We start from the raw sequence: 14,007 nt of genomic DNA, 5'->3' as shown, positions 1-14,007 counted from the left end.
GGTGATGTCTTCGATCTGAAATCAGGATTGGTCACGAGGGTCTAAAAGGTCACGCAGGCCATCGCCCAGCATGTTGAGGCCGAGCACCGCGAGCGCGATGGCCATGCCCGGCATCAGCGCCATCCACGGCGCCTGGCCAAGATAGGTCTGCGCATCAGACAGCATACGCCCCCAGGTGGGCGTCGGCGGCGGCATGCCGAGCCCGAGGAAACTGAGACCGGCTTCGGTGAGGATGGCAAGGCCGAGCTGGATCGTCACCTGCACAATGATCTGGTTGGAAATATTGGGCAGGATATGGGTGATGGTAATCTTTGCCCGGTTGCGGCCCATGCCGATGGCCGCCGTCACGTAATCCCGGGTCCAGATCTGGTTGGCCGCCCCGAGCGTCACACGGGCGAAGACCGGCACCATGAAGACGGCAATGGCGATGATCGCGGTAAAACGCCCCGACCCCATGAAAGCGCCGAGCATCATCGCAGACAGGATGGGTGGCACGGCAAAGATGATATCGCAGCCGCGCATGACCAGAGTTTCGGTAAAACCGCGCACAGCCGCCACAACCACGCCGACCAGCGTTCCGAGCGTTGCCCCGATGGCAACGGCGAGCAGCGAGGTGGACAGCGAATTCCACGCGCCAACCATCAGCATCGAGGCGATATCCCGGCCGAAATGATCGGTGCCAAGGAAGCCGACATCGAGCGGCGGCTTCAGCTTATGGATGATCTGCATTTTTGTCGGCGGCAGCGGCGTCCAGACCAGCGAGAGAAGTGCCACGGCAAAGAGGAAAGTGGTGATGACGAGGCCCGAAAGCAGGATCGGGCGGCGTAGCAGATACCGCATCAGCGCACTCCCGCCCGAAGCCTCGGATCGATCGCGAGATAGGCGAGATCCACGAGGAAATTCATGATGATGACGAGGCCGGAAAAGAACAGGATGACGTTCTGCATGACGATGATATCGCGCTGTGTCAGCGCCTGATAGGCAAGCCGCCCGAGCCCCGGCAGGTTGAAGACGTTTTCCACCAGCACCGCGCCGGCAATCAGGAAGGTGAATTGCAGCCCGAGAATGGTGACGACCGGCACCAGCGCATTGGGCACGGCATGCACCCAGAGCGCCGTCTTTTCCGAAAGCCCCTTGGAGCGGGCGGTGCGGACGAAATCCTCGTTCATCACCTCCAGCACGGCGGTGCGGGTGACGCGGGTGAGAACACCCGCCTGCGGCAGCGCCAGCGCCACCGCCGGCAGGATCAGCGCCTTCAGCGCCGGCCAGACACCGGCATCCCAGCCCGGAAATCCGCCCGCCGGCATCCAGCCGAGCGTTACCGAAAACAGCATCACCAGCAGCAGGCCAACCCAGAAGCCGGGCACCGCGATAAACACCTGCGACAGCACGCTTGCGCCATAATCGACAAGGCTGTTGCGCCGCCCGGCCGAGATGACGCCGAGCGGAATGGCAATCGCCATGGAAAGCGCGACCGCCAGCAGCGACAGCGGCACGGTGACCGCCAGCCGCTCGGCGATGAGGCCGGCCACCGGCACACTATAGGTATAGGACGTGCCGAGATCGCCCCGGAAGGCCGCCGCAATCCAGGTAAGATAACGAAGCGCCAGCGGCTGATCGAGCCCCAGCTGGCGCTGAAGTGCCGCCAGCGTCTCTGGCGTTGCCGACGTGCCAAGCATGACGGAGGCGGGATCACCCGGCAGAAGATCCATGATGACGAAGATCAGCACGGACACGATCAGGAGCGTCAGCAAAAGCCCGGCAAACCGCCGCGCGACCAGCAACAGGATCATCGCATTTCTCCGCAGCGGGGCTTTTGCCCGCACGGCTGAAATCCGTGCGCAAAAATCCCCTTCCCTTCCGCGTGGTGGCAGAAGGGCCAAGCACCTGAACTGATCATAATCGTCTCGTGGATGAGGAAAAGGTCCCGGCGGGTTGGCAGGCGCCGGGACCGGCGTGCATCACTGCGTCCAGGAGACGTTGGTCAGCACGTTGGAGGGGATCGGCTCGTGTTCCCAGAGACCGGTGAGGTTCTTGTTCCACACGCCAAGCTTCGGCATCACGAAAAGATAAAGCGCCGGCACGTCGTCCGCGAGGATTTTTTGCGCATCGCCATAGAGCTTTTCCTGTGCTGCCGGATCGGTGGTTTCCTCCACCTTCTTCAGCACGTCGTTGAAAGCAGGGTTCTTGTAGTTGAAGTAATAGGGATCACGCGCATAGATATCGATGTCCATGGGTTCGGCATGGGCAACGATGGTCATGTCGTAGTTGGAGCCCTTGAACACATCCGCCACCCATTTCGCCGGAAATTCGGTGGTTTCGATGTTAAGCGTCACGCCAATTTCGGCAAACATCGCCTGCAGCATCTGCGAGGAGCGCTGCGCATAGGCCATCTGCGGTGCCTTGATGGTGAAGGTGAGCCCGTTGGCATAACCGGCTTCGGCCAGCAGCGCCTTTGCCTTTTCCGGATCGTAGGGATGCGTGCCGGTGAGGTCCACGTAGCCGCGGTCGTTCGGCGTATAATGGCTTCCGATGGGCGTGCCGAAACCCGACCAAGCGCCTTCCACGAGCGTCTTGCGATCCACCGCCATCATCAGCGCCTGTCGCACGCGCTTGTCATCGAACGGCTTTTTGGCACTGTTCATGCCGGCCACGACCTTCAGCTCAGTATTGCCGATGACGGTCGCGAGCTTGCTGTCGGCCTTCAGGTCTTCGATCAGTTCGGGGGCTGCAAATTCCGGGATGGCGTCGATATCGCCGGATTTCAGGGCTGCGGCCTGCGCCTGCGCATCGGCGACAAAGCGGAAAACGACCTTTTCCAGCTTCACCTTCACCGACTTGTCCCAATAGTCCGGGTTGGCGGCAAGCTCCACGCGGTCGCCCTTCGTCCAGCTGACGAATTTGAACGGGCCGGTTCCGATGGGGTTGGTCTTGGCATCTGCAGCGTTTTTCGGCGCCACCATGACGGAGGCCGGCCAGCCGAGCCAGTAGAGAAGGCTGCTGTTGCGCGCCTTCAGCTTCAGGACCAGCGTCGTGGCATCCGGCGTCTCAATCGTATCGATCGCCTGGAAGAAACGCTTCTGGCCGTTGGTGCTCTCGGGGCCGCGCGCTCGGTCGAGCGTGAATTTCGCCACGGAGGAATCGAACACTTCGCCGTCGTGGAAGGTCACGCCGCTGCGCAGCTTGAACGTATAGGTGAGGCCATCCTCGGAAATCGTCCAGCTCTCGGCCAACTGCGGCTTGATCTCGCCCTTTTCGTTGATGGTGACGAGGCCTTCGAAGACGTTCTGCCAGGTGACCTGACCCACGGCGACCGGGGCTGCAACCGTCGGATCGAGGCCCGGCGGCTCGACAGACATGCCAAGCGTCAGCGTGGTTTTCGTCGCCGCCTCGGCCGTGCCGTGGAGGCCGGCAGCGAGGCTTCCCGCCAGTGCCAGCCCCAGCACGGCGCGGCGCGAAAGCGCTGTCGATGCACGAAGGAATGTGCTTCCCATTCTCGAACTTCCCCTTGTTCTCGCTCTGCCCTTGGCTTTGCGTAAAGCCCGAGGGGAACGTGGTTATGCGAAGAGAGTGGCACTTCGCAGGCGCACACACAATTAGCATTTTTGTGTGCCCTGTGTAGCGGAAATCGCTACACCAATTTCTTCGCCCGCGCGGAGGGTTTCGGCCGGTCGGCGCCGCGCATGAAGGCTTCGATGAAATCGACGAGCTTGGAGGCTGCAAAGGACAATTGGCGATCCGGCGCCACGCAAAGATCGATCGATGTGCGCACGCCCTTGCCGGCAGAAATGGGGATCGCGGCCAGCTGGCCGGAGCGAATTTCGCGATGCACGGCAAGGGCCGGCAGAAGCGTCACCGCCGCCTCGCGCAGCACAAGCTCCTTCAGCATTTCGAGCGACCCGGTCACGAAAACCGGATCGAGGTCCACGCCGATCTTCAAGAACTGTTCCTCGAAAGCCTGTCGTGCGCCAAAGCTCTTGTCCGGCAGCGCCAGCGGCAGAGCGGCGATGTCGCGCAGCGAAATCTCCGGCTGCAATGCTACCGGATGATTGGCCGACGTGATGAGGTCATAGGTGATTTCGGAACGTAGCCTGACCTTTACGCCCGACAGTTTTGGCGCAAAGAGGGTCACCACCAGATCGGCCTCGGCAGAGGCCAGCGCATCGAGCGCCTGTCTGGCGCTGGTGATCGCCACTTCGAACCGCAGTTTTGGAAAGCGCAGACTGAATTCGGCCAGCACCGGCGCAATGAGATTGGCAACCGTTGCGCCATTGGCGAAGATGGTGACCTTGCCGCGCTGCAGGCCCTTCAGGTCATCGATCAGCTGGTGAACATGTTCCAGCTCCCGCAGCGTTCGCCCGGCGCGCGCCGCCAGAAGTTCGCCTGCTGCCGTCAGCTTGATGCCGCGATTGGAGCGCTCCACAAGTGCTGTGCCGAAATAATGCTCGAGGTTCTCGATCTGCCGGCTGACGGCGGTTGCCGCAACATTCAGGTTTTCGGCGGCCGCGCGCATCGAATTGGTGCGCACAAGCTCGTCGAAATACATGAGGGCACGAAGCTGCATCGCTTAATCCTATGGCGCCATCGCCAGAACGGGATCAGTCCCGGCGAAATCCTTCGCTCGCCACCAGCAGCGCTCGGGTATAATCCTCTGAAAATTCACGCTTTTCCAGTGCTTCGACGGACACGGTTTCCACCACCTCGCCCTTGCGCATCACCGTCAGGCGTTCGCACATGTGGCTGATGACGCCGAGATCATGGCTGACCATGACGAAGGTGAGACCGCGATCTCTACGTGCCTGTTCCAGAAGGTTGAGGATTTCCGCCTGGATGGAGGCATCGAGCGCCGAGGTCGGCTCATCGAGCAACAGGATTTTCGGCTCCAGGATCAGCGCGCGGGCAATCGCGATGCGCTGGCGCTGTCCCCCGGACAACTGGTGCGAATAACGGAAGCGGAAACCGCTGCCGAGGCCCACTTCATCCAGTGCGCGGGCAATGCGGACATCGACATCGGTAAAGCCGTGAATGGCGAGCGGTTCCAGCAGCAGCCGGTCCACCGTCTGGCGCGGATGCAGCGAGCCGTAAGGATCCTGAAACACCATCTGCACGGTGCGGTAAAATTCCTTCGTCCGCTTCTGTCCCTTGTAGCTCTGGCCGGCCACCGTCAGGCTGCCGCTTTCAAAGCTGTTCAAGCCGGCCACGGCGCGCAGGAGTGTGGATTTTCCAGACCCGGATTCGCCGACAATGCCGAAGGATTCTCCCTCGCGGACATCGATACTGACACCGTCGAGCGCCAGGAAATCGTCAAAGGCCACCACCATGTTGCGGACGGAAAGGGCTGACGCGCTCATAACGCCCACTCCGGCTTGCGTTCCAGAACGGGAAGCGGATGGCGATGCGTTCCAATCGTGGGCAGGCAATTCAACAGACCTTGTGTATAGGGGTGTTTTGCTTCCGCCAGATTGGCCGATGGCAGTTCCTCCACCACACGGCCCGCATACATGACGATGACGCGGTCGCAGAAGGACGAGACCAGCCGCAGATCGTGGCTGATGAAGATGAGGCCCATGCCGCGCTCGGAGACGAGCTTGTCGAGAATGGCGAGCACTTCGAGCTGCACCGTCACGTCGAGCGCAGAGGTCGGTTCGTCGGCAATCAGAAGTTCGGGGCCGCAGACCAGCATCATGGCGATCATCACCCGCTGGCCCATGCCGCCGGAAACTTCATGCGGATAAAGCTCGAAGACGCGCTCGGGATCGTTGATCTGCACCGCTTCCAGCATGGCAAGCGCACGCGCTTTGCCTTCATTGAACGACACCCGTTCATGGGTGCGCAGGGTCTCGATGATCTGGCGCCCGATGGTCATGACCGGGTTCAGCGAATATTTCGGATCCTGCAGGATCATCGCAACCCGCTTGCCGCGCAGGCTGCGACGCTGCTTGGCGGACGCAGAGAGAAGATCGATGCCATCGAAGGACAGCGTCTTTGCGCTGATCTTTGCGTGGCCGGGCGTCAGCCCCATGATGGCGCGGCCGGTCTGCGACTTTCCGGAACCGGACTCACCGACAATGCCCAGTCGTTCCTTGCCAAGCGTGAAGGAGACGCCGCGCACGGCATCCACCTGCCCCGTGCGGGTGGGGAAGGAGACGCGCAGATCATCGACCGTCAGAAGCGGGTTCATTGGCCGGCCTCCTTCGGATCGAGCGCATCGCGCAGGCCATCGCCGAGCAGGTTGAAGCCGAGGCTGACGATGAGGATGGCAAAACCGGGCATCGCCGCCACCCACCATTGATCGAGAATGAAACGGCGACCGGAGGCAATCATCGCGCCCCATTCGGGAAGCGGCGGCTGCGCGCCGAGGCCCAGAAACCCAAGGCCCGCCGCCGTAAGAATAATGCCGGCCATATCGAGCGTGACGCGCACGATGAGCGAGGACGTGCAGAGCGGGATGACGTGGCGCAGCACGATGCGAAACGGCGAGGCGCCCATCAGCTGCACGGCCGCGATGAATTCCGAATTGCGGAAGGTGAGCGTTTCTGCCCGGGCAATGCGCGCATACGGCGGCCAGGAGGTGACGGCAATCGCGAGAATGGCGTTTTCAATGCCGGGACCAAGGGCTGCCACAAGCGCCAGCGCCAGCACGAGCTTCGGAAACGCCAGAAAAATGTCGGTGATGCGCATCAGCACCGCATCGATCCAGCCGCCAGCATAACCGGCAACCGTGCCGACGATGAGGCCGATCGGGGCGGCAATGATGGCGACCAGTACCACGACCAGCAACGTGAGGCGCGAGCCGTGGATGAGGCGCGAGAGAATGTCGCGCCCCTGATCGTCGGTGCCGAGGATATACCCATCAGCGCCCGGCGGCAGCAGGCGGGCATTGCGCAGGTCACCGATAACAGGATTATACGGCGAAATCAGATCTGCCAGACCGGCAATGACGATGAGCGCGAGGATGATCATCAGGCCGAGCAGCGCCAGCCGGTTTTCCGAAAACCGCCGCCAGATCACATAGGCGCGGCCAAGCTTTGCCTGACGGCGCGAGGTGGGCCGGTCCGAGAGCAGCCATTCGCGGCTATAGGGTTTCAAGGTGGTCTCCGGCATGCTCATCGTCTGCGCGTCCTCGGATCAAGCGTCCGGTATAGAAGATCGGACAGAAGATTGATGGTGATGAAGACCGCACCAATGACGATGGTGCCGCCGAGCACAGCATTGATATCGGCGTTCTGCAGCGAATTGGTGATGTAGAGCCCGATGCCCGGCCAGGCAAAGATCGTCTCCGTCAGCACCGACCCCTCCAGCAGGCCAGCATAGGAAAGTGCAATCACCGTCAGCAGCGGCACGGCGGCGTTGCGTAGCGCGTGGAACCAGATGATGCGGGTTTCAGACAGACCCTTGGCGCGGGCGGCAACGATATATTCCTGCGCCAGTTCGTTCAGCATGAAGGAGCGTGTCATGCGGCTGATATAGGCAAGCGAAAAATATCCGAGCAGCGAGGCCGGCAGGATGATGTGGCGGAAGAGATCCCACAGCACATCCCATTGCCGCTGGATGATCGCATCCAGCAGGAAAAGGCCGGTAATCGGCGTGAACGTGTATTCGTAGACGACATCGATGCGGCCGGGATAAGCGACCCAGTTGAGCTTGGCGTAAAAGAACAGCAGCGCCAGAAGCGCCAGCCAGAACACCGGTACGGAATAACCGATAAGGCCGATGACGCGCACGATCTGGTCCACCAGACTGCCCCGGCGCACGGCCGCGAGCACGCCGAGCGGAATGCCGAAGACGGCGCCGATCAGCGTGCCGAGCGTCGCAAGCTCCAGCGTTGCCGGAAAGACCCGGCGGATATCCTCCATGACCGGATTAGAGGAGAGGACGGAAATGCCGAAATCGCCTGATAGCACCTGCTTCAGATACAGCAGGAACTGATGCCAGAGCGGCAGGTTGAGGCCCAGCTGCTCGCGCACCCGCTCCACCACATGGGCCGGCGCGCGATCGCCAACGATGGCAAGCGCCGGATCGATGGGGATCACGCGGCCGATGAAAAAGGTCACGGCGAGAAGGCCGAGGAATGTCGTCACGACAGTGACGGCAAAGCGCAGCAGGCCCCAGGCCGGGCTTGCGGTGCGGCGACGTGGCCGCACCGCACCCGTTGTTTCAGGAAGCGTCAAGGGATCAGACCTTTCCGCGGATCACTTCGAGATCGTGTAGACGAAGTTGGTATCGAAGCTCGGACCCAGCTTGAAGTCCTTCAGCTTGGCCGAATAACCGGCGACTTCCACCTGCTGGAAGATGACAACGAAGGGGCTGGTTTCCAGAACTTCCTTCTGCAGGTCCTGATAGATCGCCGCGCGCTTGGCGGAATCCTTTTCCAGAAGCGCCGACTGCGACTTCTTCGTCAGTTCCGGAACATCCCAGGCATTGCGCCAGGCGAGCGTCTTGGTCTTGCCCTGGTCGGAATTGTCATAGTTGCTGGTGAAGGTTTCCGCGTTCGAGTTCGGGTCGAAATAGTCCGAACCCCACTGGCCGATATAGATATCATGCGTGCGGGCACGGAACTTCGTCAGCGTCTGCTTGCCATCGCCGGGGATGATTTCCAGCTTGATGCCGGCCTGCCCGAGCGTCTGCTGCACGGCTTCGGCAATGCCCGTCACCGGCTGCGTGTTGCGCACGTCCATGGTGACGGTGAAGCCGTCCTTCAGGCCAGCCTTCGCCAGCAGTTCCTTGGCTTTTGCCACATCCAGCTTGTAGGGGTTTTCGCTGGAGGCGCCGAGTTGTCCCTCCGGCAGGAAGGACTGGTGGATCTTGCCGATACCCTTGATCAGGGTTTCGCCGATGGCATCGTAATCGACCAGATACTTGAAGGCCTCGCGCACTTCCGGCTTGGCCAGATTGGCGTTCTTCTGGTTGAGGCTGAAATAATAGAGCGTGCCCTTCGGCGCGGAAATCGTGGCGAGATCCTTCTTGCCCGAGATGGCAGCAAGGTCGTTCGGCTCGAGGTTGCGGGCGATATCGATATCGCCATTTTCCAGCGCCAGACGCTGGCCCGAGCTTTCTTTCATGTGACGATAGATGACGCGCTTGATCTTGGCCTTTTCGCCGAAGAAGTTCGGATTGGCTTCCAGCACGACGGCTTCGTTGGCGCGCCAGGTGACGATCTTGTAGGCGCCGGAACCGGCATAACCGGTCTTCAGGAATTCGTTGCCGAAATCATTGTCATATTTGTATTCGGCCGTCGGCGTCACCGGCTTTGCCTTGGAGACGACGAACTGCTTGTCGACGACGGAGGCGACCGTTGCGGTCAGCACGTTCAACACGAAGCTCGGCGCATAGGGCTTGTCGACGGTGAACGCGAAGGTGAGGTCATCGACGGCCTTCGCCTTGTCGGTGATGTTGTCGCCGGTGAGACCGAACTGCGTCAGCAGGAAAGCCGGCGACTTGTCGAGCTTGACGGCGCGCTCGAAGGAATAGGCCACATCGGCTGCGGTGATCGGGTTTCCGGAGGCAAACTTCAGGCCCGGCTTCATCTTGAACGTATAGGTCAGGCCATCATCGGAAATCGTCCAGCTGTCGGCGAGTTCGCCGATGACCTTGGACGTGTCCTTGGGATCGAGCATGACGAGCTTGCTATAGGTGTTGGCGGTGACTTCGGCTGCCGAAAGCTCGAACGCCTCGCCCGGATCGAGCGTGATGATGTCGTCGATGGCAAAGCCCTCGACCAGCGTGTCGGCCGGCGTTGCGGCAAAGGCCTGCGGCGCCGACAGAACGGCAAGCGAAAGGAGCGCGCTGGTTGCCAGAAGGCGAAGGTTGCGGTGCATGACAGTCATGATGGTCCCCTGTTTTTATAGGTTTTTAAACACGTCAGAAAGCGTTCAGTCGGCCTCGTGCCAGGCGGTTGCCAGAACCCGCAGCCAGTTTTCGCGGCACAGTTTTTGAAGATCCTCGGAAGCGTAGCCCGCAGCTTTCAGGGCCGCAACCAGTTTCTGGTTGCCGCTGGCATCACGGATATCAGCGGGAACGGTGGCGCCATCGAAGTCGGAACCCAGCCCGACGCAATCGATGCCCATGCGCTCCACCATATAATCAATGTGGCGCACCATCAGGTCGAGGCTGGTATTGGCGTCATCGCGCGCATCGGGCCGCAGCATGGTGACGGCGTAGTTGAGGCCGACAATGCCGTTGCGCTCGCGGATCGCATCCATCTGCCGGTCGGTGAGGTTGCGGGCCACCGCCGTCAGCGCATGGACGTTGGAGTGGCTGGCGACCAGCGGCTGGGTGGATGTGTTTGCGACATCCCAGAACCCTTTTTCAGTGATGTGGGCAAGGTCAATGAGGATGCCGAGGCGGTCGCAGGCTTTCACCAGTTCAAACCCGAGATCGGTCAGGCCGGGCCCCGTATCCGGCGACAACGGATAAGCAAAGGGCACGCCGTGGCCAAAGGCATTGTGGCGGCTCCAGACAGGCCCGAGCGAACGCAGGCCTGCTGCATGAAAGACCTCAAGCACAGACAGATCGTGATCGATTGCCTCGCAGCCTTCCATATGGATGACAGCGGCAAACTGTCCTTCGCCAATGGCCTCGCGGATGTCCGACACGGAGCGGCAGATGCGCCAGGCGCCCGCTTCGTGCAGCTTCAGCGCAATGGCAAATTTTTCGAGCGCAATATCCAGCGACGCGGCGCGTTCCAGCGGAGCGGCCAGCGGCGTGTAATAGTGCCCGTTGACGTCGGGCTCCTTGAGGATGAGGTCGCCGGAGGGAATGTAGATGGCGCAGAGCCCGCCGACCAGACCGCCGGCGCGGGCGCGCGGCCCATCGATATGGCCCTCGCGTGTTCCCTTGACGAATTCCGCCACCGGATCGGCGCCATTGCGCTTGTTGCGCCACAGCCGCAGGAGAACATCATTGTGGCCGTCGAACACAGGTTCCATTACAGAATTCCGAATTGTCATACAAAAGCACTCGATCAGATGTTGATCCTAGGCCTATCTACAAACTGTCGGCAAGGAGGAAAGTGCCGCAACGCACAACTACTGCCGGCGATTACTGCCAGCGCCCGTCCGCAAGTTTCGTCAGCATCGGCGTTTTGAGCACACCCTGCACCAGCGGCCGCCACGCGGGCCCAGAGGCATCAAGCGTGGCATGCCACCGTTCAGACTGCAGCATGGCGGCGCCTATGGCGATGGGTGCAACGCCCACCGCCTGCATGAGGCCAAGGCCCGCGACAATCGAACTGCCGCTCGAAATCACGTCATCGACCAGGACAACGCGCCTGCCTTCCATCAGCGGCAGCATGCGCGGATCGACATAAAGGCGCTTCACCTGCTCGGGCGTGGTGATGGAAGAGAGCGGCACGGAAAGACCTTCCTCGTACCAGAATTTTCGCGAGGTCCCGAGCGGTACATAACGTGTGTGACCAAGATGGCGGGCAAGGGCTGCGGCAAGCGTCAGCCCCAGCGTTGGAAGCCCCACGACCACATCCGGCTTCAGCGGCGCGATGCGGTTTGCAAGATCTTCGGCGAGCGCCTCCACCACGGCAAAACTGGCCTGGTTGATGATGAGGGAGGCCAGCGCATGGCGACCATCCGGCAGCGGCCGGATCGGCAGGCGAAGCTGGCGACCATCGGCAAAGCCTGCGGGATAGAAGGTCTCGAACGGGCATTCGTCAGGAAAACCTGGCCGCGGATGAACCTCCTGCCAGAACTCGTGGGGCTGCATCAAAAACTCCGCATCAGGCATAATAGGGCTCATCGCGCCAACGGCCGACCTCCTCGATCAGCCACGCCCGAAACAGCTTGACCGGACGGAACTCGACGCGGGTGATGGGGGCAACGACATAATAGGAACTGGGGCTGCGCACCTGTTGCGGCAGTGCCTGCACCAGATCTCCCGCCGCAAGTTCGGATTCGATGAGAAACAGCGGCATCAGCGCCACGCCAAGGCCAGCGCTACAGGCCTGCGCCACGCTTGAAAACTGTTCAAACCTCATGCCGGGCGCCGGCGTGCCTGATACGGCAAGGCTTTCGAAAAAATGCGTCCAGGCGCCGGGGCGCGACGCCATGTGGAGAAGCGGCAGCGGCAGGAGATCGGCCGGCTGCGAAATCGGATGTTTTGCGAGGAAGGCGGGACTACATACGGGCGCCACCATCTCGTCCATCAGGAAGGTGCAATCGGCGCCCGGCCAATTGGGCTGGCCGATGTGGATCGCGACATCCAGCCCGTCCTGCTCAAAATCGAACATGCCGATGCGGGTGGCAAAGTTGAGCGTGATTTCCGGATGGGCGGCAACAAAACGGGGAATGCGCGGCAAAAGCCAGCGCGTGCCGAAGGTCGGCAACATCGCAAGGTTCAGCGTATCGCCATGCCGTTTGGTCATGGCCTGCAGCGAAGCGGCACGGATCTGCGAGAGCGCACCGCCGATGGCGCGGGCATAGGCGCGGCCGGCTTCCGTCAGCGCCACGCCCCGGCTGGAGCGATCGAACAGCAGGATGCCGAGCTGGTCCTCAAGGCCGGAAATCTGGCGGCTTATCGCCCCTTGCGTCAGTGAAAGCTCATCGGCGGCATTGGAAAAGCTGCCGAGCCGCGCGACGGATTCGAAGGCGGCAAGAGCGCTGGTGGAGGGTAAAAGCTTGCGGCTGACATTGGACATACCGCATTCCTATAGCTCATGTCATCGTGAGTAAACGGCGCTGGACGCTAAGGCTTGCATGGCCGATAACTCCCCCACAGTTTGAAAGTGGAGGTTCCATTGAGCGACCGTGCAGCATTTTCCTGGGAAGATCCCTTTCTTCTCGATGAGCAGTTGAGCGAAGACGAGCGGATGATCCGCGATGCGGCCGCCGCCTTCGGCAAGGCCGAGCTTCTGCCACGCATCCAGGAAGCCTATTTGTCCGAAACCACCGAGCCGGAACTTTTTCGGCTGATGGGCAAGGCCGGGCTCTTGGGCGTCACCCTGCCGGAAGAATATGGCGCGGCCAATGCCGGTTATGTCGCTTACGGCCTCGTTGCCCGCGAAGTGGAGCGCATCGACAGCGGTTACCGCTCGATGATGAGCGTGCAGTCCTCCCTCGTTATCTACCCGATCTTTGCCTACGGCTCGGACGAGCAGAAAAAGAAGTATCTGCCGGGCCTCGTGTCTGGCGAACTCATCGGCTGTTTCGGCCTCACCGAGCCGGATGCGGGCTCCGATCCCGGCGGCATGAAGACGCGCGCCGAAAAGATCGAGGGCGGCTACCGGTTGCGCGGCTCCAAGATGTGGATCTCCAACGCGCCGATCGCCGATGTCTTCGTCGTCTGGGCAAAGTCGGAAGCGCACAATAACGAGATCCGCGGCTTCGTGCTGGAAAAGGGCATGAAGGGGCTTTCGGCGCCAAAAATCGGCGGCAAGCTGTCGCTGCGCGCCTCGATCACCGGCGAAATCGTCATGGATAGCGTCGAAGTGGGTGAAGACGCGCTTCTGCCCAACGTATCCGGCCTGAAAGGCCCGTTCGGCTGCCTCAACCGTGCCCGCTACGGCATTTCCTGGGGCGTGATGGGGGCTGCCGAAGATTGCTGGCTGCGCGCGCGCCAATATGGCCTCGACCGCAAGCAGTTCGGCAAGCCGCTGGCCGGCACGCAGCTTTACCAGAAGAAGCTTGCCGACATGCAGACCGAGATCGCGCTTGGCCTGCAGGGCTCGCTTCGCGTCGGCCGCCTGATGGATGAACACAAGATGGCGCCGGAAATGATTTCGATCATGAAGCGCAACAATTGCGGCAAGGCGCTCGATATCGCCCGCCAGGCCCGCGACATGCACGGCGGCAACGGCATCCAGATCGAATATCATGTGATGCGCCACGCGCAGAACCTCGAAACCGTCAACACCTACGAGGGCACGCATGATGTGCATGCGCTCATCCTCGGGCGTGCGCAGACCGGCATCCAGGCGTTTTTCTGATCCGTTCAGAGAGCGCCGCACACAGTTAAAAAGGACCGGGAGAGGCATCTCCCGGTCCTTTTTATTAGTCATAC

The 14,007-nt window shown here is 61.4% G+C and carries 13 protein-coding genes; 1 reads left to right on the top strand and 12 read right to left on the bottom strand.

Going from position 1 to position 14,007, the window contains the following annotated elements:
- Positions 1-21: 21 nt before the first annotated feature.
- The 12 genes from AC4CWF_RS03545 to AC4CWF_RS03490 all read right to left on the bottom strand — a co-directional run bounded on the left by AC4CWF_RS03545 (position 22) and on the right by AC4CWF_RS03490 (position 12,646).
- Entirely contained in the window at positions 22-840 is an 819-nt protein-coding gene (locus AC4CWF_RS03545; RefSeq protein ID WP_491283762.1) for an ABC transporter permease, read from the bottom strand.
- On the bottom strand, positions 840-1,793 hold the full coding sequence (locus AC4CWF_RS03540) for an ABC transporter permease (protein WP_491283761.1): 954 nt from the start codon (positions 1,791-1,793) through the stop codon (positions 840-842). Before AC4CWF_RS03540 ends, AC4CWF_RS03545 begins: the two co-directional genes overlap by 1 nt.
- 168 nt (positions 1,794-1,961) lie before the next feature.
- Positions 1,962-3,494, bottom strand: a complete 1,533-nt coding sequence (locus AC4CWF_RS03535; RefSeq protein WP_491283760.1) for an ABC transporter substrate-binding protein — start codon at positions 3,492-3,494, stop codon at positions 1,962-1,964.
- Between the two features lie 137 nt (positions 3,495-3,631).
- The gene (locus AC4CWF_RS03530) at positions 3,632-4,564 is read right to left on the bottom strand and encodes a LysR family transcriptional regulator (RefSeq protein WP_491283759.1); all 933 of its coding nucleotides are present in this window, start codon (positions 4,562-4,564) and stop codon (positions 3,632-3,634) included.
- Between the two features lie 34 nt (positions 4,565-4,598).
- The gene (locus tag AC4CWF_RS03525) at positions 4,599-5,351 is read right to left on the bottom strand and encodes an ABC transporter ATP-binding protein (protein WP_491283758.1); all 753 of its coding nucleotides are present in this window, start codon (positions 5,349-5,351) and stop codon (positions 4,599-4,601) included.
- Positions 5,348-6,181 carry an ABC transporter ATP-binding protein gene (locus tag AC4CWF_RS03520; RefSeq protein WP_491283757.1) on the bottom strand — a complete coding sequence of 278 codons (834 nt, stop codon included), beginning with the start codon at positions 6,179-6,181 and terminating at the stop codon, positions 5,348-5,350. Before AC4CWF_RS03520 ends, AC4CWF_RS03525 begins: the two co-directional genes overlap by 4 nt.
- Positions 6,178-7,110 carry an ABC transporter permease gene (locus AC4CWF_RS03515; RefSeq protein ID WP_491283756.1) on the bottom strand — a complete coding sequence of 311 codons (933 nt, stop codon included), beginning with the start codon at positions 7,108-7,110 and terminating at the stop codon, positions 6,178-6,180. Before AC4CWF_RS03515 ends, AC4CWF_RS03520 begins: the two co-directional genes overlap by 4 nt.
- Complete coding sequence (locus AC4CWF_RS03510; protein WP_491283755.1) at positions 7,107-8,171, bottom strand: ABC transporter permease; 1,065 nt, start codon at positions 8,169-8,171, stop codon at positions 7,107-7,109. The genes AC4CWF_RS03515 and AC4CWF_RS03510 overlap by 4 nt, the downstream gene beginning before the upstream one ends.
- A 21-nt stretch (positions 8,172-8,192) precedes the next feature.
- Complete coding sequence (locus AC4CWF_RS03505; RefSeq protein WP_491285180.1) at positions 8,193-9,818, bottom strand: ABC transporter substrate-binding protein; 1,626 nt, start codon at positions 9,816-9,818, stop codon at positions 8,193-8,195.
- A 54-nt stretch (positions 9,819-9,872) separates the two neighbouring features.
- Positions 9,873-10,928 carry a dipeptidase gene (locus AC4CWF_RS03500; RefSeq protein ID WP_491283754.1) on the bottom strand — a complete coding sequence of 352 codons (1,056 nt, stop codon included), beginning with the start codon at positions 10,926-10,928 and terminating at the stop codon, positions 9,873-9,875.
- Between the two features lie 112 nt (positions 10,929-11,040).
- Complete coding sequence (locus AC4CWF_RS03495) at positions 11,041-11,715, bottom strand: phosphoribosyltransferase (RefSeq protein WP_491283753.1); 675 nt, start codon at positions 11,713-11,715, stop codon at positions 11,041-11,043.
- A gap of 13 nt (positions 11,716-11,728) precedes the next feature.
- On the bottom strand, positions 11,729-12,646 hold the full coding sequence (locus AC4CWF_RS03490) for a LysR family transcriptional regulator (protein WP_491283752.1): 918 nt from the start codon (positions 12,644-12,646) through the stop codon (positions 11,729-11,731).
- 99 nt (positions 12,647-12,745) lie between these two features.
- Here AC4CWF_RS03490 and AC4CWF_RS03485 point away from each other — a divergent pair, with 99 nt between their 5' ends.
- Positions 12,746-13,933: an acyl-CoA dehydrogenase gene (locus AC4CWF_RS03485; RefSeq protein ID WP_491283751.1), complete on the top strand. Its 1,188-nt coding sequence runs from the start codon at positions 12,746-12,748 to the stop codon at positions 13,931-13,933.
- Positions 13,934-14,007: the final 74 nt, after the last annotated feature.

The organism is Neorhizobium sp. PAMB6630 (genome assembly GCF_058242775.1).
This window is presented reverse-complemented; position numbering and strand designations above follow the sequence as displayed.

What these genes read in the sequence shown, in the direction of transcription:
- AC4CWF_RS03545 (WP_491283762.1), bottom strand. Translation starts at nt 840, where the DNA reads ATGCGGTATCTGCTACGCCGCCCGATCCTGCTTTCGGGCCTCGTCATC.
- AC4CWF_RS03540 (WP_491283761.1), bottom strand. Translation starts at nt 1,793, where the DNA reads ATGATCCTGTTGCTGGTCGCGCGGCGGTTTGCCGGGCTTTTGCTGACG.
- AC4CWF_RS03535 (WP_491283760.1), bottom strand. Translation starts at nt 3,494, where the DNA reads ATGGGAAGCACATTCCTTCGTGCATCGACAGCGCTTTCGCGCCGCGCC.
- AC4CWF_RS03530 (WP_491283759.1), bottom strand. Translation starts at nt 4,564, where the DNA reads ATGCAGCTTCGTGCCCTCATGTATTTCGACGAGCTTGTGCGCACCAAT.
- AC4CWF_RS03525 (WP_491283758.1), bottom strand. Translation starts at nt 5,351, where the DNA reads ATGAGCGCGTCAGCCCTTTCCGTCCGCAACATGGTGGTGGCCTTTGAC.
- AC4CWF_RS03520 (WP_491283757.1), bottom strand. Translation starts at nt 6,181, where the DNA reads ATGAACCCGCTTCTGACGGTCGATGATCTGCGCGTCTCCTTCCCCACC.
- AC4CWF_RS03515 (WP_491283756.1), bottom strand. Translation starts at nt 7,110, where the DNA reads ATGAGCATGCCGGAGACCACCTTGAAACCCTATAGCCGCGAATGGCTG.
- AC4CWF_RS03505 (WP_491285180.1), bottom strand. Translation starts at nt 9,818, where the DNA reads ATGCACCGCAACCTTCGCCTTCTGGCAACCAGCGCGCTCCTTTCGCTT.
- AC4CWF_RS03500 (WP_491283754.1), bottom strand. Translation starts at nt 10,928, where the DNA reads ATGGAACCTGTGTTCGACGGCCACAATGATGTTCTCCTGCGGCTGTGG.
- AC4CWF_RS03495 (WP_491283753.1), bottom strand. Translation starts at nt 11,715, where the DNA reads ATGCAGCCCCACGAGTTCTGGCAGGAGGTTCATCCGCGGCCAGGTTTT.
- AC4CWF_RS03490 (WP_491283752.1), bottom strand. Translation starts at nt 12,646, where the DNA reads ATGTCCAATGTCAGCCGCAAGCTTTTACCCTCCACCAGCGCTCTTGCC.